Origin of the sequence: uncultured Microbacterium sp. (assembly GCF_963524805.1) — a bacterium.
Taxonomy (GTDB): Bacteria; Actinomycetota; Actinomycetes; order Actinomycetales; family Microbacteriaceae; genus Microbacterium.
In genome coordinates this window covers 65,932-87,339 of sequence record NZ_CAURGG010000002.1, presented here as the reverse complement: position 1 = coordinate 87,339, position 21,408 = coordinate 65,932, and the positions used below count along the sequence as shown (strand labels likewise).

The following is a 21,408-nucleotide window of genomic DNA, read 5'->3' as shown; positions in this document are numbered from 1 at the left end:
CTCATGGGCCCCGGGCCGATCTCGGCGTACCCCTCCGTGCTGCGGGCGATGTCCGCCGAGCTGGTCGGGCAGTACGACCCGTTCATGACCGCCACCATGACCGAGACCCAGGAGCTGTACCGCCGGGTCTGGGGCACCGCGAACGAGGCCACCGTGCTGATCGACGGCACCTCGCGCGCGGGCATCGAAGCCGCGATGGTCTCGCTCATCCGCCCGGGCGACCGGGTGCTCGTGCCGGTGTTCGGGCGCTTCGGCCATCTGCTCGCCGAGATCGCCGAGCGCGCGCTCGCCGAGGTGCACACGATCGAAGTGCCGTGGGGTCAGGTGTTCCCCGTCTCGGTCATCGAAGAGGCCGTCCTTCGCGTCCAGCCGCATCTGCTCGGACTCGTACAGGGCGACACGTCGACCACGATGCTGCAGCCGCTCGAAGACATCGGCGCGATCTGCGCCAAGCACGGCGTGCTCTTCTACAGCGACGCCACGGCGTCCCTCGGCGGCAATCCCTTCGAGGCCGATGCGTGGGGATTGGATGCCGCCACCGCCGGCCTGCAGAAATGCCTGGGCGGTCCGTCCGGATCGGCGCCGATCACGCTGTCCGAGCGCGCGGTGGAGATCATCCGGTCGCGCAAGAAGATCGAGGCCGGCATCCGCGAAGAAGGCGACGAGGACGCGCCGGACTTCATCCGCTCGAACTACTTCGACCTCGGAATGATCCTGGACTACTGGGGGCCGCGCCGCCTGAACCACCACACCGAGGCGACCTCGATGCTGTACGCAGCGCGGGAGTGCGCCCGTGTCCTGCTGCTTGAGGGACGGGGAGAGGTCATGGCACGGCACCGGCTGCACGGCGACGCGATGCTCGCCGGCGTCCAGGGGCTGGGCCTCACGGTCTTCGGCGACATCGCCCACAAGATGACGAACGTCGTCGCCGTCGAGATTCCGGAGGGCGTGCCGGGGGATGCCGCACGCGGCGCACTCCTGCGAGATTTCGGCATCGAGATCGGGACGTCGTTCGGGCCCCTGCACGGCAAGGTGTGGCGCATCGGCACGATGGGCTACAACGCCCGCACCGACGCCGTGCTGACCACGCTCGCCTCGCTCGAGGCCGTGCTCCGCCGCTTCGGCGCATCCGTGCCGGCCGGCGGCGGCGTCGCAGCGGCGATGGACGTGTACGGCTCGAACCCGGGCGGCGACTGAGCGCATGCGCACCCGCCTGCCCGAACTCGCCCCGGATGGCTACCCGGCGGCGGCGCGGCGCGTGATGGCGCGCTGCGACGAACTCGCCCGCGTGACCGCGACGCCCGGGCGGATCGAGCGCGTCTACCTCTCGACCGAGCATGCGCGGGTCAACCGCCTGGCGGCCGAGTGGATGCGCGAGGCGGGCATGACCACGAGGCAGGATGCCGCCGGCAATCAGATCGGCCGGCTCCCGGCATCCGACCCCGACGCGCCCGCCCTGATGCTCGGCTCGCACCTGGACACCGTGCCCGACGCCGGCCGGTTCGACGGGATCGTGGGCGTGCTCATGGCGATCGAGATCGTGCGCCTCCTGCGCGCCCCGCTCGGCGACGGCTGGACCAGCCCGCTTCCGTTCGCACTCGAGGTCGTCGCGTTCTCCGACGAGGAGGGAACGCGCTTCGGCAAGGCGCTGCTCGGCTCGTCCGCCGTCGCCGGGACCTGGGACGACCAGTGGTGGACGCTGACGGATGCCGACGGCACGACCCTGCGCGAAGCGTTCCGCGAATTCGGCCTCGACCCCGGACGCATCGGCGAGGCGGCGAGGCGCCCGGACGAGCTGATCGGGTACCTCGAGGCGCACATCGAGCAGGGACCCGAACTGGACCGGCGCGGCGAGTCGCTCGCCGTCGTGTCCTCCATCGCGAGCGCCCGCCGGTTCCAGCTCGTGATCGAGGGCGAGGCCCGGCACGCGGGGGGCACGCCCTACGACATGCGCCGCGACGCCCTGCTCGGCGCAAGCGAGGCGGCGCTCGCCGTCGAGCGCATCTGCCGTGGCGAGCACCACGTGATCGGCACGGTCGGCCAGCTCGAGGCGTTCCCCGGCGCCGTGAACATCGTGCCCGGTGAGGCTCACCTGAGCCTCGACCTGCGCGGCGAGTTCGATGCCTCGCGGGACCGGGTCTGGGACGGCATCGCCTCCGAACTCGACGGCATCATGGTCCGACGAGGCTTGCGGTGGCACGCGCGCGAGGTCCACAGCGCGCCCGCCGTGATGTGCGCGCCGCTGCTGCGCGACGTCGTGCGCGAAGGGATCCTCGCCACGCTCCCCGAGGGTGCCGACGGGCCGGCCACGATCTTCAGCCGCGCCGGGCACGACGGCATGGCGATCGGGGCGATCACCGACGTCGGGATGCTGTTCCTGCGCAACCCGGACGGCATCAGCCATCACCCGGACGAGGCCGTGAGCGCCGGCGACGTCGCGCGCGGCATCCGCGCCCTCACCGCATCGGTGCTCCACCTGGGCGCCGAGAAGAGCTGAGACCGGCTCTCGGGCGAGCCCGTCCGCACCCCGGCGGCAAACCGTAACGGCGCGGAAACACCACCGCCAGTGTTGGTGAAATCTACATCGCCTACGGTCGGCATCAGCGCGGTTCGCCGAGCCCCTGGGCGCGCGTGTTCATACACCCGAATGCATCACACCCGCTTCTGGAGACAACAGCACATGACATCTCTCATCCCCCGCCGCGCATCGCGCGTCGCGACGGCCCTCGCCGGGGTCGCCATCGCCGCGCTCGCTCTGGCCGGTTGCGCGTCCAGCGAGGCTGCTCCCGCGGCCGGCGAGTCCGGCGACGCCGCGGCCGGCCTCGGCGACTTGACCGTCCAGCTCAGCTGGATCAAGAACGAGGAGTTCTCGGGCGAGTTCTTCGCCGACTCGAACGGCTACTACACCGACGCCGGACTCGCCTCGGTCACCCTGGTCCCCGGTCCCTCGACCGGCGCCGCCGAGCTCATCTCGGGCAGCGCCGATGTCGCGCTGTCCGACGCCGTCTCGATCGGCTCCGTGGTCGCTTCCGAAGGCGCGCCGCTGAAGATCATCGGCACGACGTATCAGAAGAACCCGTTCACGGTGCTCTCGCTCAAGGACGGCGGCGACATCGCCACCCCCGACGACCTCATCGGCAAGAAGATCGGCGTCCAGGACTCCAACACGGCACTGTTCAAGGCGCTGCTGGCGGCCAACGACATCGACGAGTCCGAGCTGACGATCGTCCCCGTGCAGTACGACCCGGCGCCGCTCGTCAACGGCGAGGTCGACGGCTTCATCGCCTACCTGACCAACGAGGCCATCACGGTGGCGGCGTCCGGCGTCGAGACGACCAACCTTCCCTTCGCCGACAACGGCCTGCCGTTCGTCGCCGAGACGGTCACGGTGACCGACGACTCCATCGCGAACAACCGCGACGCGCTCAAGGCGTTCCTGCTCGCCGAGATCAAGGGCTGGACGGATGCCGTGAACGACCCCGCGGCGGGCGCCAAGCTCGCGGTGGACGACTACGGCAAGGACCTCGATCTCAACCTCGACAACTCCATCGCCGGCGCCACCGTCCAGGCCGAGCAGCTCGTCGTCTCGGATGAGACGGCCGAGAACGGTCTGTTCACGATCTCGGAGGACCTGCAGAAGGAGACGATCAAGAGTCTCGCCGGCGCCGGCATCACGCTGGAGGCTGCCGACCTGTTCGATCTGTCTCTGCTCGCTGAGGTCTACGAGGAGAACCCCGACCTGATCGCCTACGCGGGCTGATCGGAGTCTGACGATGTCGCAGCCCACCCTCACGACGGACGGTGCCGTCACCGGCAGTGCCCTTCCGGGGACGGCAGCAACCGGTGCCCAGGGCGACGCCCTGGGCACCGGCCTGCAGATCTCGGGACTGAACAAGGTCTTCACGTCGGGTCGCAAGAGCGTCGTGGCGCTCAAGGACGCGAACCTGCACACCGAGCAGGGGTCGTTCCTGGCCCTGCTCGGCCCGTCGGGCTGCGGCAAGTCCACCATCCTGCGCATCCTCGCCGGCCTCGAGTCGGCGACGAGCGGCACGACGCGCGTCGACGGCAAGAGCCCGAAGGAGCTGCGCAAGGAGAACAAGCTCGGCATCGCGTTCCAGGACTCGGCGCTGCTCCCGTGGCGGAGCGTTCTGACCAACATCCGCCTCCCCTTCGAGATCGCGGGCCAGAGCGTCGACAAGGACTACGTCAACGAGATGATCTCGCTCGTGGGCCTCAAGGGCTTCGAGAAGGCCAAGCCCGCGCAGCTCTCGGGAGGCATGCGCCAGCGCGTCTCGATCGCCCGGTCGCTGATCCTCAAGCCCGAAGTGCTGCTGTTCGACGAGCCCTTCGGCGCGCTGGATGACATGACCCGGCAGAAGCTGAACCTCGAGCTGCTGCGGATCTGGACCGAGAAGCCCGCCACCACGCTCCTGGTGACCCACGGCATCTCCGAGGCGATCTTCCTGTCGGACTACGTGGCCGTCATGAGTCCGCGCCCCGGCCGCGTCAAAGAGGTCATGAAGATCGACCTCCCGCGCCCGCGCACTCCGGAGATGATGCGCACCCCCGAGTTCCACGCGTACGTGGATCAGGCATCCGAGCTGCTGTTCGGCGAGGGCGGGGCCGCGGCGGATGACCACTAGCCCGCAGATCGCGGTCCCCGGCGCGCCGCCCAGCGCGAACGGGGGCCCGCCGGCCGGCCGTCCCATCCAGTGGGAGAGCATCAAGCTCCCCGCGTGGCTCACCGGGCTCATCGGCGGCGTCGCGATCATCATCCTGTGGTGGATGATCGCCACGCTCTACGTGACCTCGACCGGCGCTCACCCGATCCCGACACCGTTGCAGGTCGTCATGAGCTACATCGACAGCGGGTGGGAGTACTACTGGCGCAACTTCTCGGTGACCCTCACCGAGGCCGGCATCGGCTACGTCTGGGGCAACGGCATCGCGCTCGTGCTCGCGGGGCTCGTCCTGGTCGTCCCCCGGCTCGAGGGCGTGATCACCCAGCTGGCGATCATCACCTACTGCATCCCGATCGTCGCGGTCGGCATCCTGGCCATCGTCCTGATCAAACCGCCGGCCGCGGGGGAGCCGAGCGGCACCGCGGTGCTGCTGGCCGCGCTCTCGGTCTTCTTCACCACCGTCGTCGGCGCACTCCTGGGCCTCAAGTCGGCCGACAAGTCGAGCCTCGACCTCGTCGCCGTCTACGGCGGCACCCGATTCACGCAGCTGGTGAAGGTCCGCCTGATCGCCGCGCTCCCGGCGATCCTGAGCGCGCTGCAGATCGCGGTTCCGGCCGCCTTCCTCGGCGCCGTCCTGGGTGAGTTCTTCGGAAAGATCGAGTCCGGCGTGGGCATCGCGATGATCCTGGCCCAGCAGAACTCCAATGCTCCGCTCGTCTGGGCGCTCGCCCTGGCCAGCGGCGCGGTGGCGCTGCTCGGCTTCATGCTGCTGGGTCTGGTCGCCCGCGCGATCGCACCGTGGTCGAAGGGGAGATGATGACGACGCTGACCGCCGCCACGCAGCTGCAGTCCGCGGCGCCGCCGGCCGCCGACCTCAGCCGCGAGGTCCGCCGCGAGGCGACCCGCGGTGTGCTGCGCGCCCTGGGCTGGAGCCTGCTCACCTTCGTCCTGACCCTCGTCGCCGCGCTCGCGATCTGGGTGGGCGTGCTGTGGGTGTTCCAGATCTCGCCGCTGATCGCGAAGGGGCCGGTCGACGTCTGGAACTACTTCTTCACCGTTCCCGCTGCCGCGGCCAACCGGGAGCTCATCATGGGCAACCTCACGGTGACCCTCGGTCATGCGCTGATCGGCTTCATCGCCGGTCTGGTCGCGGCCATCCTCGCCGCCGCGCTGTTCCAGCTGAGCAAGGGCGCCGAGCACGCACTCATGCCGATCGCGATGCTGCTGCGCTCGGTGCCCCTCATCGCGATGGCGCCGGTGATCATCATGATCTTCGGCCGCGACCTCGTCACGGTCGCGGTGATCGGCGGCATCGTGGTGCTCTTCCCGGCGCTGGTGAACATCTCCTTCGGCTTGAAATCGGCGACTCCCCAGATGAACGACCTCGTCGAGGTGTACGGCGGCGGCGCGTGGTCGAAGCTGCACAAGGTGGCGATGCCGTCGTCCTCTCCCGCGTTCTTCGCCGCCGTGCGCATCTCGGTGCCCGGTGCCATCACCGGGGCCCTGCTGGCCGAATGGCTCGCTGTCGGCGGCGGCATCGGCGGCTCGATCGGCGGGTTCATCCCGCAGGCGCAGTTCACCGCACTGTGGGCCTCGGTCGTGGTCGTCACGGCGACCTCGCTCATCCTGTACAACATCATCCAGATCGTCGAGGACGTGATCCTCGCGCGCATGGGCATGCACCCGCAGAAGAGCATCTAGGGCCGGACCCGTGACGACGTTCACTCCCGAGGCCCCCGCCGAAGCGGACGCCGGCACGGACGACGGAGAGGATGCCGCCGGCCGGCGCCTTGGCGCGTACATCCGTCGGCTGCGCCACGCCCGCGGGCTCACGCTCGTCCGTCTGGCGGATGCGACGGACCTGTCGCACCCGTTCCTGAGTCAGCTCGAGCGCGGACTGGCCCAGCCCAGCCTGGCGTCCTTGCGCCGGATCGCCGTGGCGCTCGAGACGAGCCCCATCGAGCTCATCGCGGCGGCGGACGCGCGCCCCTGACGGGCGAGCCCGCGATCGAGGTGCGCACGCGCGGCGACGGTGCGCTGTCGGCGGAATTCGCCATCGGCACCGCCCGTATGCTCGCGCACGGCCGGCGGCCGTTCCGGCCGATGGAGTATGAGTCCGACAACCCCGCTCCCGGGCAGTTCTTCGTCCACGACGAGGACGAGTTCGTCTACGTCCTGTCCGGCGAGGTCTGCGTCGAACTCGACGACGGCGTCTCGCTGCTGCTGCCCGGCCAGTCGGCGTACTATCGCGGCGGCACCTCGCACCGGTGGTGGTCCGCGGACGGTGACGCGTACCGCCTGCTCGTCGTCAAGCAGGGAGCCCGCGTCGGCGCCGGCCGCTGAGGCGCAGCGCATCCGGCCTCGCGCGGCGCGGCATCCGTCACACTGTCCCTGATGGACACACACTTCCCCGCCCTGTCGCTGCGCGGACTCACAAAGAGGTTCGGCGGCGGTGTCGCGGTCGACGATCTGAGTCTCGACGTGCCGCACGGGTCGTTCTTCGGGCTCGTCGGGCCCAATGGCGCGGGCAAGACCACCACGCTGTCGATGGCGACCGGGCTGCTGCGACCGGATGCGGGGGCCGCGTTCGTGCACGGCATCGACGTCTGGCAGCAGCCCGGCGACGCCAAGCGGCTCATCGGCAATCTGGCCGACGGCGTCGACCTGTACGACCGGCTCACCGGCGAGCAGCTGATCACCTACTCGGGACTGCTGTTCGGGCTCGACCGCGACGTGCTGCGCGGCCGGGTCTCCGACCTGCTGCAGCTGCTGGATCTCCAGGACGCCGCCGGGCGAATCGTGGCCGACTATTCGGCGGGCATGACGAAGAAGATCGCACTCGCCGCGGCGCTCGTGCACTCGCCACGGCTGCTCGTGCTGGATGAGCCGTTCGAGTCCGTGGATCCGGTCTCGGCGGCGAACATCCGCGACATCCTCGAGGGCTTCGCCAAGGGCGGCGGCACCGTCGTGGTCTCCAGCCATTCCATGGACCTCGTCGAGCGGATGTGCGACCACGTCGCGATCATGGCCGGCGGCCGGGTGCTCGTCGCCGGCACGATGGCCCAGGTGCGCGGAGCCGGCGACCTCGAGACGCGCTTCCTGGACCTGATCGGCGGCCGCCGCAGCGGAGGGGGACCGGCGTGGTTGGGATCCTCCTGAGGCTGCGCTTCCGCATCCTCGCCAACACGCTCGCGCGGAATCCGTTCCAGCTGACAGCCGTGATCCTGGGCGGGTTGCTGGCGACGCTGTCGCTGCTGGTCGCGGTCGCGGGCCTGATCGTGGCCTCGACCGCGCCGCCGCAGGCGACTCAGGCGGTCGTGGTGGTGGGCGGCGCAGCGCTCGTTCTCGGCTGGCTCGTCGTCCCGCTGCTGTTCGACGGGGTCGACCGCACGCTGGACCCGGTCAAGCTGGCTCGGTTCCCGCTGCGCACGGGGCAGCTGATGCTCGCGATGTTCGTCGTGGGAGCCACCTGGATCCCCGGCATCCTGACGATCGCGGCATCGATCGCCACGGCGGTGGCGTGGCGTGCCGAACCCGCCGCGGCTGGTGCGGCGGTCGTCACCGGCCTGATCGGGGCGGCGACGTGCATCGCCGGCTCGCGGCTGATGACCTCGGTGGCCGGCGCACTGCTGCAGGGGCGGGGTGGGGTCCGGATCGCGCTCGGCGTGCTGATCGTGGTGGTGACCGCGCTGGCGCTCGCCCTCGCGACCGCGGGAGGACGGGCGGGTCTGGTGAATCGGCTCACCGCCGCCGTGGACGTGGTCGGCTGGACTCCTCTCGGGGCTGCCTGGTCGGTGCCGGGCAGGATCGCGCTGGGCGATCCCGCCGGGGCGACGGTGGCGCTGTGCATCGCGATCGGCACGCTCGCCGGGGTACTGGGGCTGTGGCGGGTCGTCCTCAGCGCGGGCGGGACGGTGCGCGGCGATCGGTCGGCGCGCGCGGCCGCCGGCGGCCGCCTCGGTCCGCTGGGATGGATGCCCGCCACCCCCGCCGGAGCGGTCGCGGCGCGCTCGCTGATCTACTGGCTCCGCGACTCGCGCCAGTCCCGGCAGCTCATCCTGCTTCCGGTGCTCCCCGCTCTGCTGCTCGTGTGGTGGCAGCTCTTCGGGTTCGACTGGATGGCGATTGCGGCCGGCCCGCTCGTCGCCTCACTGCTGCCGCTCGCGACCTTCGCGGCGCTGTCGTACGACGGCACGGCCTTCGCTGCGCACCTCGCGGCGGGCGCGCGGGGCGTCGACGACCGGCTCGGCCGGGCAGCGGCGCTGCTGCTGATCGCGGCCCCGGCGGTCGTGATCGTGCAGATCGCGGTGGCGGTCGTCATCGGCCGCACCGGTGATCTGCCCGCGCTCCTCGGCTTGTCGCTGTGCACGCTGCTGGTCGCCACGGGTGTGGTGAGCGTCTCGTCCGCGCGCTTCGTCGTTCCCGTGGCCCGGCCCGGCCGGAACCCGTTCTCGGCCCAGCCGGGGGCCGCGATGGTGTCGATCTTCGCCTCGTACGGCGTGGCGCTGGTGACCGTCGTGCTCACCCTGCCGATCGTCGTGCTCACGGTCGCAGCCCTGGTCACGGGGTCTGTACCGGTGGGGTGGGCGGCACTGGCGTGCGGCGTGGTGCTCGGCGGGGCGGTGACGCTGAGTGGCATCCTGCTGGGCGGACACCTGCTCGATGCCACGGCACCGGACATGCTCGCCCGGCTGCGCCTCATCCGGGTCTGAGCCTCGCGGACTGCGAAAAGCCCGGCGGGTCACAGAAACACGCCGGTGGGCGGCGACCCCCGTCGGCGTGTCGGGTGAGGGGCCGGGCTTTCGGCAGCCCGGCGCTCAGGATTCAGGTCGTTTCGACAGCGCCCCGGGCGTTGTAGACCACCGAGTCGCTCGCGCCGTAGGCCCGATAGACGGCGAGGGCATCGTCATAGCCCACGCCGATCGTGACGCGGATGCCGCGCTGCTCGAACTGCGCTGCCCAGTCCCGCACCATCGGACCCTCGTCGAAGCCGGTCAGCTCCTCGAGCAGCGGTCCTTCGCCGGCCACCACGAGCGAACGGACGCCACTCCACATCGTCGCGCCGTAGCACTGCACGCAGGGGCGCCAGTTCACGACGAGCGACAGGTCGGCTCCGTCGGCGCCCAGATCCCATCGCCCGAGCGAGCGCTGGGCGAGGCTGAGCGCCGTCACCTCGGCGTGGGAGGCGGTCAGCCCGGAGCTCAGCACGACGTTCACCCCGACCGATACGAGCTCGCCCGTCGCATCGTCCACCACGATCGCGGCGAACGGTCCGCCGTTGCCCGCCCGCCAGTTGCGGTCGGCGAGCTCGTTGACCAGCCGCATCCGCTCCGGCACGGTCGGCAGCACCTTCGGCAGGCTCTCGAGGTCGTCGATGAGCCAGTCGGGCAAGGATGCGTCGTAGCTCGTGGCGAGGGGCATGCTCAGGTCTCCTGTCCGTCGTGCACGAGCCGCCAGACGCGGTCGCGCGAGAAGGGCTGCTCGTACGGCCTCGTGCCGAGGGCGCGGGCGATCGCGTTGCCGATCGCCGGTGCCACCGGGTTGTACGGCGATTCGCTCATCGACTTGGCGCCGAACGGGCCGAGGTCATCGCTCGTGTCGGCGAAGTAGACCTCGGTGACGGGCACGTCGGCGAACTGGGGGACGCGGTACGTCCGGAAGACCGGATTCGCCATGATTCCGGCATCCACCATCACTTCCTCGTACAGGGCGCTGCCGATGCCCTGCGCGACGCCGCCTTCGATCTGCCCGCGGCACTGCGCCGGGTTCATGACGAAGCCGGCATCGGCCGACTGCACCGACTGCAGGATGCGCACCGTGCCGGTCTCGGTGTCGACGGCGACGCGCACGGCATGCACGTTGAAGGCGAGCGATCGCTGCTCGCCGTGCTCGCTGCCGTCGGCGCTGAGGCCCTCGGAGGTGCGCCACTCGGCGGGGGCGGCATCCACGAGCTCGGCGAAGCCGAGAAGCCGCTGCCCGACGCGGACCCCGTCGCGCTCGAGCGTTCCCGGACCGCCCGCGATGCCGGCCGCGACCGTGAGCAGCCGCTCGCGCAGCGCGAGCGATGCCGCGTGCAGGGCCTTGCCGGCGACCGTGATGCCGGCCGAAGCGAACGCGCCGGTGTCGTAGCGGACGGCGTCGGTGTCCGACGAGCGCAGCCGGATGCGATCGGGCTCGGTCGCCAGATCGGTCGCGATGATCTGGGTGTGGACGGTGGTCGTGCCGTTGCCGAACTCGGTCGTCCCGACCGCGGCGAGATACCGGCCCTCGGGCGTCACCGTCACTGTCGTCTCGGAGATGTGGCCGAACGGCGCCATCGTGGCGATCATCGCCACCGCCATACCCTCGCTGACGCGCCAGTTCGCGCCGGCCGGCGCGCACACGCCGTTGCCGCGGGCCAGCGCCTGCTCGGCCAGGTCGAGGCACTGGTCGAGGCCGTACGAGCCCCAGACGATGTCGTGCTCGGCCTCTTCGTGCGTCGTCAGCGCGTCGCCCTTGCCGACGGCGTTGATGCGCCGCAGCTCGAACGGGTCGATGCCCAGCTTCAGGGCGAGCTCGTCCATCGCCGACTCGACGCCGAGGATGACCTGCCCGAGTCCGTACCCCCGGAACGCACCCGAGGGCACGTTGTTCGTGTACACCGCCTCGCCGTCGATCCGCTTGGCGGGGGCGCGGTACAGGCTGATCGATTCCGCGCACCCGTGGAACAGCACGCCGCGCGAATGATTGCCGTACGCGCCGGCGTCGCTGAGCACGTCGACCTTCATCGCGGTGAGCGTGCCGTCGGCGTTGGCACCGAGCGCGACCTTCACCCGCATCGGATGCCGCACGGCGGTGCGCTGGAACTCGTCGGTGCGGCTCATCTCGTACGCGACCCGGCGCCCGGTGCGCAGCACGGCCAGGGCGACCAGGTCTTCGGTGAACATCTCCTGCTTGCCGCCGAAGCCGCCGCCGACCCGGGCCGTGAAGACGCGCACGCGGTCCTGCGGCAGCTCGAACAGGCGGCACAGCGCGTCGCGCGTGAGGAAGGGCACCTGACTGCTCGTGCGCATCACGAGGCGTCCCTGCTCGTCGAGCCACCCGATCGACCCGTGCGTCTCGAGCTGCGCGTGCGTCACCCGCGACGTGCGCCATTCCCCGCTGACGGATGCCGCGCTCGCCGCGAGTGCGCCCTCGACGTCGCCGAAACCTCCGTGGATCGACTGGATCACGTTGCGCTGGGCTTCTTCGACGCGGTCCTCGGGTCGGCGCTCGGGGTGGATGATCGGAGCTCCGGGGGTGCGCGCGAGCTCCGGGTCGAACACCGCGGACAGGAGCTCGTACTCGATACGGATGAGACGGCACGCGGCCTCGGCGATCACCGGTGTCTCGGCGACCACGGCCGCGACGCGCTGGCCGATGTGCCGCACGACCTCATCCAGCAGGCGCGTGTCGTCGGAGTCGTCCTCGGGATGCTCGTGGCGGGCCGACGAGTACAGCCGTTCCGGAGCATCGCGGTGCGTGAGGACGGCGACCACCCCATCGAGCGCCTCGGCAGCGGCCGTGTCGATCGCGGTGATGCGCGCGTGCGCGTGCGGGCTCGTGAGAACGCGCATCGTGAGGGTTCCGGTGAGGTCGGTGTCGAACGTGTACGGCTCGAGGCCCTGCACGACGCGGCGGGCGGCGGGCGGGCGCACGCTCTCGCCGACACCGCGCGCCGTGCCGGTCCGCCCCGTGCCGGTTTCGCGGACCGCTCCCAATACGGACGCCGTGATGGACTCCCGGATCGAGCGGTACCCCGTGCACCGGCAGAGGTTGCCCTTCATCCGGCGGTCGAGGTCCGGGAGGTCGCCGGCGTCGAGGGTCGAGGCGGTCACCGCCATCCCCGGAGTGCAGAAGCCGCACTGGAAGCCGAAGTGCTCCACGAGCGCCTCCTGCGCCGGGTGGAGCTCGTCGCCGGGTGCGAGGCCGGCCGCAGTCGTCACCGCCCGGCCGTCCATCCGCGCCGCGGGGATGATGCACGAGTGCACCGGTCGGCCGTCCAGCAGCACGGCGCACGCGCCGCAGTCGCCCGCGTCGCAGCCCTTCTTGACTTCGGTGTGCCCGCGCTCGCGCAGGAGGGTGCGCAGCACCTGCCCCGGACGCGGAACGGCTTCCACGCTCTCGCCGTTGACCTCGAACCTCATGCGGTGCCCGCCAGTTCGGCCCGGATCTGCTCGGCCAGCACGATGCTCACGCCCCGGCGCCAATCCGCCGCGCCGAGGGGGTCGCTGTAGTAGCCCGGTGCGTCGGAGACGGCGGCGGCCAGCGTCGCGGCATCCGGCAGCTCGTCGAACCTCATCACGACGGGAGTGAGGGTCGCGGCCGTCACCGAGAAGACCGCCGAACCGCCGGCATCCACACGCCCGGTCACGACGGCCCCGGACCGGCCGAGTTCGGCCAGGGCGATCTTCCGCATCGCCAGTCGCGACCGCAGGGCGTGCGCGGGCAGGTCGACCGCGCGCAGCACCTCGCCGAACGCGAGGCTGTTCCTCCCGTTGCCGGTCATGAGCGAGGCCACGCTCAGGCGCCGCTCGCCGCCGTCCGGGGTCCAGATGACCGCCTGGCCATCCATGCCCGAGGCCAGCGAGACCATCGAGCCCGCGCAGAACGACTGGCACACGTTGCCGCCGACGGTCGCGGTGTTCCAGATCTTGAAAGAGGCCAGCAGCGCGTTCGCCGCCACGGGGAAGACGGATGCCGCTGCCCAGTCGGCCGGAACTGCGACGGGCCCCCGACCCTCCGCGAAGGCGACGAGTGCGGCGATCGTGCAGGTCGCACCGATGCGCAGACCTGCGTCGCTGATCTCCAGGTCGGGCCACGCCATCGTGGACAGGTCGACGAGTCCGGTGACCGCCGGCTGCGGTTCGGAGAAGAGCCAGGTGCCGCCGCCGAGCACCTTCTCGCCCCGCCTGAGGGCGAGGTCCTCCCGAGTGCGGGCGAAACGGTAGGAGGTGACAGTGTTCAGGTCCACCGGGGTGCCTTTCGCCGCGCCAGGACGCTCACAGCCGACCCGCCAATTCCCGCGATGCGGCGGCGACGTCTTCGGCGAGCACGGGCTCTTCCGCGGTGACCAGGACAGCATCCTGCACGATCACCCGCCCGCCGACGTACAGCCGCTTCAGCGGCGGCAGCGCACCGAGGCCGAGCGCGGCGACCGGGTCGAGGATGCCGGCGTGCTCGACGCCGTCGACCCGCCAGACCGCGATGTCGGCGAGCTTGCCCGGCTCGAGGGAGCCGATCTCGTTCTGCCGTCCCAGGACACGGGCGCCCCCGATCGTCGCGAGCGAGAGGCCCTGCCGCGCGCTGAACGAATCAGCGCCGGTGCGCAGGCGCCCCATCAGCACGGCCTCGCGGATCTCGATGCCGAGCTGCCCGGATTCGTTCGAGGCGGCACCGTCCACACCGAGGCCGACCGCGACGCCGGCGCGCAACATGTCGCGCACTGGAGCGATGCCCGATGCCAGGCGCGCGTTCGAGGACGGACGTGCGCCACACCCGTTCCGGTCGCGGCATACCGTCCGATCGCCGCGTCGTCCAGGTGCACGCAATGCGCCATCCAGACGTCGGTGCCGAGCCATCCGAGCGATTCGAGGTACTGGGTGGGTGACATCCCGAAGCGTTCGAGGCAGTACGCGTCCTCCTCGACCGTTTCCGACGCATGCGTGTGCAGGCGCACGTCGAGCGAGCGCGCGAGCACCGCCGCTTCGCGCAGCAGGTCGGCGGTCACCGAGAACGGCGAGCACGGCGCGATCGCGACGCGCACGAGCGAGTCGAACGCGGGGTCGTGATAGCGCTGCACCGCCTCAGCCGAGGCCCGGAGGGCGGCATCCGTCGACTCGACCGCGAAATCCGGCGGCAGGCCGCCCTGCGAGGCGCCCAGATCCATGGACCCGCGTGTGGCGTGCAGGCGCACGCCGATGCGCCGGGACGCCTCGACGATCGCGCCGACGATGTCGCCGGAGCCCTTCGGGAAGATGTAGTGGTGGTCGGCGACCGTGGTGCAGCCCGACCGGGCGAGCACCGCCATCGCGCCCGCCGCGCCGACGCCCGTGAGGCGCGCGTCGATCTGCGACCACAGCGGATACAGAGCCGTCAGCCAGTCGAAGAGGATCGCGTCCTGCGCGTACCCGCGCGTCAACCACTGGTAGAGGTGGTGGTGCGTGTTGATCAGACCGGGTGTGATGAGGCAGCCCGTCGCGTCGACCACGTCTGCGCCCTCGCGCGTCACCGCGGGCGCGGGGCCGGCTGCGACCGCCGTGATCCGGCCGTCATCGATCACCACGTGACCGCCCCAATGCTCGGTGCCGGCCGCATCGACGGTCGCGATGTACCCGCCGTCGAGGACGACGCGCGTCACAGCTCGAGTTCCCCGGCGGTCTCGCGCGCCGCCGCGATGCTGCGCGGATCCACAGGCGATCTGTCGACGGCGATGGTCACGGGTGGTCCCCGATCCAGAACTCCTCGTGCACCTCGGCGGCGCCGGGCAGCGGCACGGGCCCCACGACCGCGATCGGACGGCCGCCGCGCGCGAACACCTCGCGCGAGGGCAGATCGAGGGTGGGCGCGCTGTCGTGCCGGCGGACGATGCGGATGAGCTCGTCCTCGCCGAGGGCATAGACCACGCGCGGAATGACCGCCCAGTAGATGGCGCCGGCACACATCGCGCACGGCTCGGTGCTCGTGTAGAGCGTGGAAGCGGCCACGATCTCGGATGGCAGCGATGCCGACGCGACTCTCACCAGATTCGACTCGGCGTGGCCGGTCGGGTCGCGGTCGGTCTCGACCGAGTTCAGGCCCTCGACGATCGTGCCGTCGGGCGTCACGAGGATCGCCCCGAACGGATGGTCGCCCCGGTCCCGGGCGGCGAAGGCCAGGCGGATGGCGTGCTCGAGGTGCGGCACATCGTCGGCGTCGAGTCCGTCGATGTCGAGGTGCGGCGGGGTCATGTGCTCTTTCCGATGAGTCGCGGGGAGCAGGACCCCCCGGTGTCGTCCGGTGCGCCGCCCGCCGTCGATCCCGTGCGGGGCGTTCCGTGAATGGGGGTCTCCAGCGCGCGCAGCGGTGCCCCCGAACCGCCGCGGCGGGCCGCGACGATCTCGGCGAGGATCGAGATCGCGGTCTCCTCGGGCGTCTGGGCGGCGAGGTCGAGGCCCAGCGGCGAGTGCAGGCGGGCGAGCTCCTCGTCGCTGACACCCAGCTCGCCGAGCAGTCGAGCCCGCCGTGCCACGGTGCGCCGCGCGCCGAGCGCACCGACGAACGCGACGGGCAGTCGCAGCGCTTCGCGCAGGGCCGGCACGTCCAAGCGCTCGTCGTGGGTGAGGACGCAGATCGCCGTGCGCGGGTCGAGGCTCTCGGCCTGGACGCGCAGGTACTCGTGGGGCAGTGCGGTCACCAGGCGCGCGGCATCCGGAAAGCGCTCCTTCGTGACCAGCAGACCCCACGCATCGCAGACCGTGACGGCGAATCCGCAGACGGCGGCCGCGCGACAGAGGGCGGCCGCATAGTCGCCCGCACCCAGGATCACCAGCGGTGGGCGGGGAGCGTGCGAGAGGGTCAGGATGCTGTCGCCGCGGCTGTCGACGGACACGGGGACGAGCCGGCCCAGGGTGGGGCCGTCGGCGACGGTCAGACCGACGGCGACGGCCTCGTCGCGCAGCACGGCTTCCAGCGCATCGCACGCCAGGACGTCCTCGCTGCCCAGCGAATAGGCGACGACGTCGATCTGTCCGCCGCACGCGAGGCCCGCGGCATGGGCGTCGGCGTCGCTGAACCCGAAGCGCGCCGTCTGGCCCGAGTCGGTGGAGAGCGCGCGCAGGCCCAGCATGACGGCATCCTCTTCGACGCAGCCGCCGGAGATCGAGCCGATGACCCGGCCGGCCGCGGTGACGGCCATCGATGCGCCGGCTCCCCGCGGCGCGCTCTGGGATACCCGGGTCACGGTGACCACGGCGACCCGCTCGCCCGCGCGCAGGCGCGGGAGCAGTTCGGCAGCCAACTCGAGCATGATGCCCACGCTAGCCGCCCTGTGTTTCGTCGGGGCTACGCGGTGGTGACCGCGTTAGCGTGCAGGGATGACCGCTTCGCCCGCGCCGCTGGTCGGCCTCGTGCTGGCCGCGGGTGAGGGCACGAGGTTCGGCGGGCCCAAGTCGCTCGCCCGGGACGCGGAGGGAACGCCGTGGGTCGCCCTCGCCGTGCGGATGCTGCGCGGTGCGGGCTGCGATGAGGTCGTGGTTGTGCTCGGCGCATCCGGCGAGCGCGCGCGAACGCTGGTGCCCCCGGAGGGTCAGACCCTGATGGTCGGCGACGGGGCCGATGGGCTGAGCGCCTCACTGCGCGCCGGGATGGCCGCGGCATCCACTCTCTCGGCCGAGGCGGTGCTGATCTCACCCGTCGACACCCCGTCCGCACCCGTGGATGCCGCACGGCGGGTGATCGAGCAGGCCGGGAAGTCGCTGCCCGCCGCGCTCGCCCGAGCCGTGTACCTCGGCCGGCCCGGCCACCCGGTGCTGATCGGGCGAGAGCACTGGGAGGTTCTCGCGGAGACCCTGTCCGGCGACGCCGGCGCGGGCGCGTACCTCTGGGCGCACGGCGCCGTCCAGGTCGAGTGCGGCGACCTCTGGTCGGGGGAGGACATCGACCGGCGCTGAGCGCGCGCCCGAGCCGCAGCCTCAGCTCTCGTACACCACGTTCAGTGGCGGCTCGCCCGCCAGCATCCGTTCGATCTGCGTCCGGATCAATCGCACCGTGCGCGGCTTCATCGCGCTCGTGTTGCCTCCGACGTGCGGCACGATGAGCGCGCCCGGCGCGCTCCACAGCGGGTGTCCGCTCGGCAGCGGTTCGGGATCGGTGACATCCAGAGCCGCGCGCAGGCGTCCGCGCTGCAGCTCCGCCACCAGGGCATCGGTGTCGATGAGCGGTCCGCGGCCCACGTTGACCACGAGCGCCCCGTCGGGAAGGGCGGCCAGGGCGGCGGCGTCGATGATGTGGCGGGTCTCCGGTCCGCCGGGCAGGGTCACGATCACGATCTCGGCCGTTTCCAGCAGCTCGTGCAGCCGTTCGACTCCGTGCACCGAGACGCCGTCCTCGAACCGCGCCCGTGAGGCGACGACCGTGAGTTCGACCTCGAAGCCGGCCAGCCGCGCCGCGACGGCTTTGCCGACCCCGCCGTACCCGAGAAGCAGGACACGGCGATCGGCCAGGCTCTCGGCGAACTCCGAGGCCCACCGGCCCTCGTCCTGCGCCCGCACGAACGTCGGCAGGTGCCGCTGCGAGGCCAGGGTGAGGGCGACCGCGAGCTCCGCGGTCGAGGCCTCGTGCACCGACGCGGCGTTCGCGAAGACGTTCCCGGGGGGCAGCTGCTCCGCGATGCCCTCGTAGCCGATCGACTGGCTCTGCACGAGCCGCGCGTCCACCTGGGACAGCTGCTCCATGACCGCTCTCAGGGACATGTACGGCGGCACCACGATGTCGAACCGCTCCCGCGGCGGGGGAGTGGTCATGTCCCACACGAGCACCTCCGCGCCCGCCGGCACGGGTTGCAGCGCGTGCAGCAGCTCCTCGGTGGGAACGGACACGACGATCGAAGGGCGCTGTGGGCTCACCTCTTCCACGCTACCCGCGCGCGGCGCGCTTGCGTCCGGGCGGCCGCGTCCGGCGATACTGTCGGCGCGAGCGGGGTCGCGCGGAGGAGGCTTTCATGGTTCCCGAGATCAATTACTGGGCGGTGCTCCTGGCGACGGCGTCCAGCATGCTGGTGGGCACGATCTGGTACACGCCGAAGGTCTTCGGCACGCGCTGGGCGAGGCTGGCGAAGGTCGACATGGACCGGCCGGCGGCCAGCGCGACGGTGGCGATCATCGTCACCGTGCTGGTGAGCTTCGTGACGGCGTGGGTGCTGGCCGGGTCGACCGCGATCGCATGGCACTTCTACGGCAGCGGCTACCTGTGGACCGCGATCGCGACCGCGGTCGCCCTCTGGGCGGGTTTCACCGCAGCCCGCTTCATCACCCACGACGCCTTCGAGGGGCGGCCGACCTCGCTCACCGTGCTCAACATCGCGCACGAGCTGGTCACGGTGCTGATCATGGCCCTGATCATCGGCGTCTGGCCTCCGGCAGGAACGGTCTGATCCGCTTTCCCACTGGAGACGACGACGAGTGGATGCCGCGGCTCAGGCCGCTGCGTGCACCACGGCCGCGATCGCCGAAGTGAAGAACGGCACGCCGTCCAGCCCCGAGCGCATGGCGGCCGGGGTGTTGGGGCCGAAGCCCGCTTCGACCGCATGCTCCGGGTGCGGCATCAGGCCGACCACATTGCCGCGCTCGTTCGCCAGGCCCGCGATGTCACGCAGCGACCCGTTCGGGTTGACCCCGACGTAGCGGAACGCGACGAGCCCCTCGCCCTCCAGGCGGTCCAGCTCTGACTCCGAGGCGATGTACCCGCCGTCGGCGTTCTTGAGCGGGATGACGATCTCCTGTCCGTCGGCGAACTCCGAGGTCCAGGCGGTCGAGGCGTTCTCCACGCGCAGGCGCTGGTCGCGGCGCACGAACTGCTGGTGCGCGTTGCGGATGAGCCCGCCCGGCAGCAGCTGCGCCTCGACGAGCATCTGGAAGCCGTTGCAGATGCCGAGCACCGGCATGCCCGCAGCGGCGGCATCCTTCACCTCGGCCATGATCGGGGCGAGCGCGGCGATCGCGCCGGCGCGGAGGTAGTCGCCGTAACTGAACCCGCCGGGCAGCACCAGGGCGTCGACGCCCTCGAGGTCGTGCGAGCCGTGCCACAGGGCGACCGGCTCGGCACCGGCGATGCGGATGGCGCGCTGCGCGTCACGGTCATCGAGGGAACCGGGGAAGGTGATGACTCCGATGCGCGGCGTCGAGACCGTCACTGAACGACCTCGATGCCCACGACGTCCTCGATGACCGAGTTGGACAGGATCTCATCGGCGATCTCCCGCGCCCTGGCCAGGACGTCCTCGCCGACCTCGCCCTCGACGGTCAGCTCGAAGCGCTTTCCGATGCGGACGGAGCTGAAGTCCGAGACGCCGAGTCGCGTGAGGGCGCCCGACACGGCCTTGCCCTGGGGATCCAGGAGTTCGGCTTTGGGCATGACGTCGACGACGATGGTGGGCATGAGGGCTCCGAGTGTCGCGGGCGGGCGTATGCACCCAGTCTACGGCCGCGGCATCCACCGGCCCTTTCGCCGGCGCAGCAACAGCCGTGACCCAACCGTGATCATCCCCGTGGGAGCGCTCCCTTGACTTCGTGGGAGCGGTACCATAACGTGAACTCTCGTCCGGTGGGAACGCTCCCACGGCACCAGGGGTACGGGCACCCGGTTCGAACCTCCACCACAACACATGCAACACCCTGACAACACAAAGGAGTGACAGTGAACTCACGTGCCTTCCGCAGGGGCGCCATGGCCGTCGCCGCTATCTCGGCTTCCGCCATCGTGCTCGCCGGCTGCGCCGGCGGCAGCGGTTCGACCCCGTCTGCCGACCCGAACGAGGACATCACCCTCACGATCGCGACGTTCAACAACTTCGGCTACACCGATGAGCTCCTCCAGGAATACATGGACGAGCACCCGAACGTGACGATCGTCCACAACAAGGCCGCCGAGTCCGGCGACGCCCGCGCCAACTACTTCCAGAAGCTCGGCAAGGAAGGCCTGGCCGACATCGAGGCCGTCGAGATCGACTGGCTGGCCGAGGGCCTGCAGTACTCCGACCTGCTCGCTCCGGTTCCCGACGACCTCAAGGGCCGCTGGCTCGACTGGAAGGAAGCCGCCGCGACCGACGCCGACGGCAACCTGATCGGCTACGGCACCGACATCGGACCCCAGGCCATCTGCTACCGCGCCGACCTGTTCACCGCCGCCGGCCTGCCGTCCACCCCGGACGAGGTCGCTGCGCTGTTCGACGGCGACTGGAACAACTTCTACGACGTGGCCGACAAGTACAAGGCCGCCACCGGCAAGCCGATGATCGACTCCGCCAACTCGGTGCTCCAGGGCATCGTGAACCAGATGGAGTACACCTACACCGAGCCCGACGGCAAGGTCATCGCCACGTCGAATACCGAGCTCGAGGACGCCTACAACTCGGTCGTCGAGCGGGCCGTCCCCAACGCGGCGTACGCCGGTCAGTGGAGCGACGACTGGAACGCCTCGATGACGAACGGCGAGTTCGCCGCCATGCTGTGCCCGGGCTGGATGCTCGGCGTCATCAGCGGCAACGCACCCGACGTCACCGGCTGGGAGGTCGCCAACGTCTTCCCGAACGGCGGCGGCAACTGGGGCGGCTCGTACCTGACCGTTCCCGCCAACGGCGCCAACGTCGCTGCGGCTCAGGAGCTGGCCGATTGGCTGACCGCCCCCGAGCAGCAGGTCAAGGCGTTCGTCGAGGCCGGCACGTTCCCGAGCCAGACGGCTGCGTATGAAGACCCGACGCTCACGGACTTCGTGAACCCGTACTTCAACGACGCACCGACCGGATCGATCTTCGCCGATCGCGCCGAGGCCGTCACCGTCGTTCCCTATAAGGACGCGGACTACTTCAAGTACCACCAGGCGCTCCAGGATGCCGTGACCCGCGTGTTCGACGGTGTCGAAGACCAGGCCACCTCGTGGGACACCTACGTCGCAGAGGTCGAAGCCTTCTGATGACCTGATCGAGTGCGGGCCGCGACCCTGTTCGCAGTGC

General features: G+C 70.9%; 21 protein-coding genes and 1 pseudogene. 13 read left to right on the top strand and 9 right to left on the bottom strand.

Annotated features, from left to right (window positions below):
- Window positions 1-3: 3 nt before the first annotated feature.
- From RWQ91_RS04770 to RWQ91_RS04725, 10 genes are all read left to right on the top strand, one after another.
- Window positions 4-1,197, top strand: coding sequence for an alanine--glyoxylate aminotransferase family protein (locus tag RWQ91_RS04770; protein WP_314504319.1), 1,194 nt, complete (start codon window positions 4-6; stop codon window positions 1,195-1,197).
- Between the two features lie 4 nt (window positions 1,198-1,201).
- Window positions 1,202-2,497 carry an allantoate amidohydrolase gene (locus tag RWQ91_RS04765; protein WP_314503066.1) on the top strand — a complete coding sequence of 432 codons (1,296 nt, stop codon included), beginning with the start codon at window positions 1,202-1,204 and terminating at the stop codon, window positions 2,495-2,497.
- 183 nt (window positions 2,498-2,680) lie between these two features.
- Window positions 2,681-3,760 carry an ABC transporter substrate-binding protein gene (locus RWQ91_RS04760; protein ID WP_314503065.1) on the top strand — a complete coding sequence of 360 codons (1,080 nt, stop codon included), beginning with the start codon at window positions 2,681-2,683 and terminating at the stop codon, window positions 3,758-3,760.
- 13 nt (window positions 3,761-3,773) lie between these two features.
- The gene (locus tag RWQ91_RS04755) at window positions 3,774-4,643 is read left to right on the top strand and encodes an ABC transporter ATP-binding protein (RefSeq protein WP_314503063.1); all 870 of its coding nucleotides are present in this window, start codon (window positions 3,774-3,776) and stop codon (window positions 4,641-4,643) included.
- Window positions 4,633-5,499 carry an ABC transporter permease subunit gene (locus RWQ91_RS04750; RefSeq protein WP_314503061.1) on the top strand — a complete coding sequence of 289 codons (867 nt, stop codon included), beginning with the start codon at window positions 4,633-4,635 and terminating at the stop codon, window positions 5,497-5,499. The genes RWQ91_RS04755 and RWQ91_RS04750 overlap by 11 nt, the downstream gene beginning before the upstream one ends.
- Window positions 5,499-6,383, top strand: coding sequence for an ABC transporter permease subunit (locus tag RWQ91_RS04745; RefSeq protein WP_314503059.1), 885 nt, complete (start codon window positions 5,499-5,501; stop codon window positions 6,381-6,383). The genes RWQ91_RS04750 and RWQ91_RS04745 overlap by 1 nt, the downstream gene beginning before the upstream one ends.
- A 10-nt stretch (window positions 6,384-6,393) precedes the next feature.
- A complete protein-coding gene (locus RWQ91_RS04740; protein ID WP_314503057.1) occupies window positions 6,394-6,675 on the top strand; it encodes a helix-turn-helix domain-containing protein in 282 nt (93 codons plus the stop codon).
- Window positions 6,676-6,695: 20 nt separating this feature from the next.
- Window positions 6,696-7,025, top strand: a complete 330-nt coding sequence (locus RWQ91_RS04735) for a cupin domain-containing protein (RefSeq protein ID WP_314503055.1) — start codon at window positions 6,696-6,698, stop codon at window positions 7,023-7,025.
- Window positions 7,026-7,076: 51 nt separating this feature from the next.
- A complete protein-coding gene (locus RWQ91_RS04730; protein WP_314503053.1) occupies window positions 7,077-7,841 on the top strand; it encodes an ABC transporter ATP-binding protein in 765 nt (254 codons plus the stop codon).
- Window positions 7,823-9,394: a transporter gene (locus RWQ91_RS04725; protein WP_314503052.1), complete on the top strand. Its 1,572-nt coding sequence runs from the start codon at window positions 7,823-7,825 to the stop codon at window positions 9,392-9,394. The genes RWQ91_RS04730 and RWQ91_RS04725 overlap by 19 nt, the downstream gene beginning before the upstream one ends.
- Window positions 9,395-9,506: 112 nt before the next feature.
- Here the strand turns inward: RWQ91_RS04725 and RWQ91_RS04720 are convergent, their stop codons facing one another.
- The 6 genes and pseudogenes from RWQ91_RS04720 to RWQ91_RS04695 form a co-directional block, all read right to left on the bottom strand.
- Window positions 9,507-10,103 (bottom strand): nucleoside deaminase, encoded by a 597-nt coding sequence (locus RWQ91_RS04720; protein WP_314503051.1) that lies wholly within the window; start codon window positions 10,101-10,103, stop codon window positions 9,507-9,509.
- A gap of 2 nt (window positions 10,104-10,105) precedes the next feature.
- Window positions 10,106-12,847 (bottom strand): molybdopterin cofactor-binding domain-containing protein, encoded by a 2,742-nt coding sequence (locus tag RWQ91_RS04715; RefSeq protein WP_314503049.1) that lies wholly within the window; start codon window positions 12,845-12,847, stop codon window positions 10,106-10,108.
- Complete coding sequence (locus RWQ91_RS04710) at window positions 12,844-13,674, bottom strand: FAD binding domain-containing protein (RefSeq protein WP_314503047.1); 831 nt, start codon at window positions 13,672-13,674, stop codon at window positions 12,844-12,846. Before RWQ91_RS04710 ends, RWQ91_RS04715 begins: the two co-directional genes overlap by 4 nt.
- A 28-nt stretch (window positions 13,675-13,702) precedes the next feature.
- Window positions 13,703-14,910: pseudogene (locus RWQ91_RS04705) on the bottom strand (8-oxoguanine deaminase).
- A 226-nt stretch (window positions 14,911-15,136) separates the two neighbouring features.
- Entirely contained in the window at window positions 15,137-15,649 is a 513-nt protein-coding gene (locus tag RWQ91_RS04700; RefSeq protein WP_314503046.1) for a nucleoside deaminase, read from the bottom strand.
- On the bottom strand, window positions 15,646-16,707 hold the full coding sequence (locus RWQ91_RS04695) for an XdhC family protein (RefSeq protein ID WP_314503043.1): 1,062 nt from the start codon (window positions 16,705-16,707) through the stop codon (window positions 15,646-15,648). The genes RWQ91_RS04700 and RWQ91_RS04695 overlap by 4 nt, the downstream gene beginning before the upstream one ends.
- Before the next feature lie 67 nt (window positions 16,708-16,774).
- On the opposite strand from RWQ91_RS04695, the gene RWQ91_RS04690 reads away from it, so the two are divergent.
- Window positions 16,775-17,350, top strand: coding sequence for a nucleotidyltransferase family protein (locus tag RWQ91_RS04690; protein WP_314503041.1), 576 nt, complete (start codon window positions 16,775-16,777; stop codon window positions 17,348-17,350).
- A gap of 21 nt (window positions 17,351-17,371) precedes the next feature.
- Here the strand turns inward: RWQ91_RS04690 and RWQ91_RS04685 are convergent, their stop codons facing one another.
- Window positions 17,372-18,304 (bottom strand): 2-hydroxyacid dehydrogenase, encoded by a 933-nt coding sequence (locus tag RWQ91_RS04685; RefSeq protein ID WP_314503040.1) that lies wholly within the window; start codon window positions 18,302-18,304, stop codon window positions 17,372-17,374.
- A 95-nt stretch (window positions 18,305-18,399) separates the two neighbouring features.
- Between RWQ91_RS04685 and RWQ91_RS04680 the strand changes: the two genes are divergently transcribed.
- Window positions 18,400-18,831, top strand: coding sequence for a DUF1761 domain-containing protein (locus RWQ91_RS04680; RefSeq protein WP_314503039.1), 432 nt, complete (start codon window positions 18,400-18,402; stop codon window positions 18,829-18,831).
- A 42-nt stretch (window positions 18,832-18,873) separates the two neighbouring features.
- Here the strand turns inward: RWQ91_RS04680 and purQ are convergent, their stop codons facing one another.
- Together purQ and purS are read right to left on the bottom strand one after the other, a co-directional pair.
- Window positions 18,874-19,590: a phosphoribosylformylglycinamidine synthase subunit PurQ gene (gene purQ, locus RWQ91_RS04675; RefSeq protein WP_314503037.1), complete on the bottom strand. Its 717-nt coding sequence runs from the start codon at window positions 19,588-19,590 to the stop codon at window positions 18,874-18,876.
- Window positions 19,587-19,835 (bottom strand): phosphoribosylformylglycinamidine synthase subunit PurS, encoded by a 249-nt coding sequence (gene purS, locus RWQ91_RS04670; protein WP_314503036.1) that lies wholly within the window; start codon window positions 19,833-19,835, stop codon window positions 19,587-19,589. The genes purQ and purS overlap by 4 nt, the downstream gene beginning before the upstream one ends.
- Before the next feature lie 258 nt (window positions 19,836-20,093).
- On the opposite strand from purS, the gene RWQ91_RS04665 reads away from it, so the two are divergent.
- Window positions 20,094-21,368: an ABC transporter substrate-binding protein gene (locus tag RWQ91_RS04665; RefSeq protein WP_314503034.1), complete on the top strand. Its 1,275-nt coding sequence runs from the start codon at window positions 20,094-20,096 to the stop codon at window positions 21,366-21,368.
- Window positions 21,369-21,408: the final 40 nt, after the last annotated feature.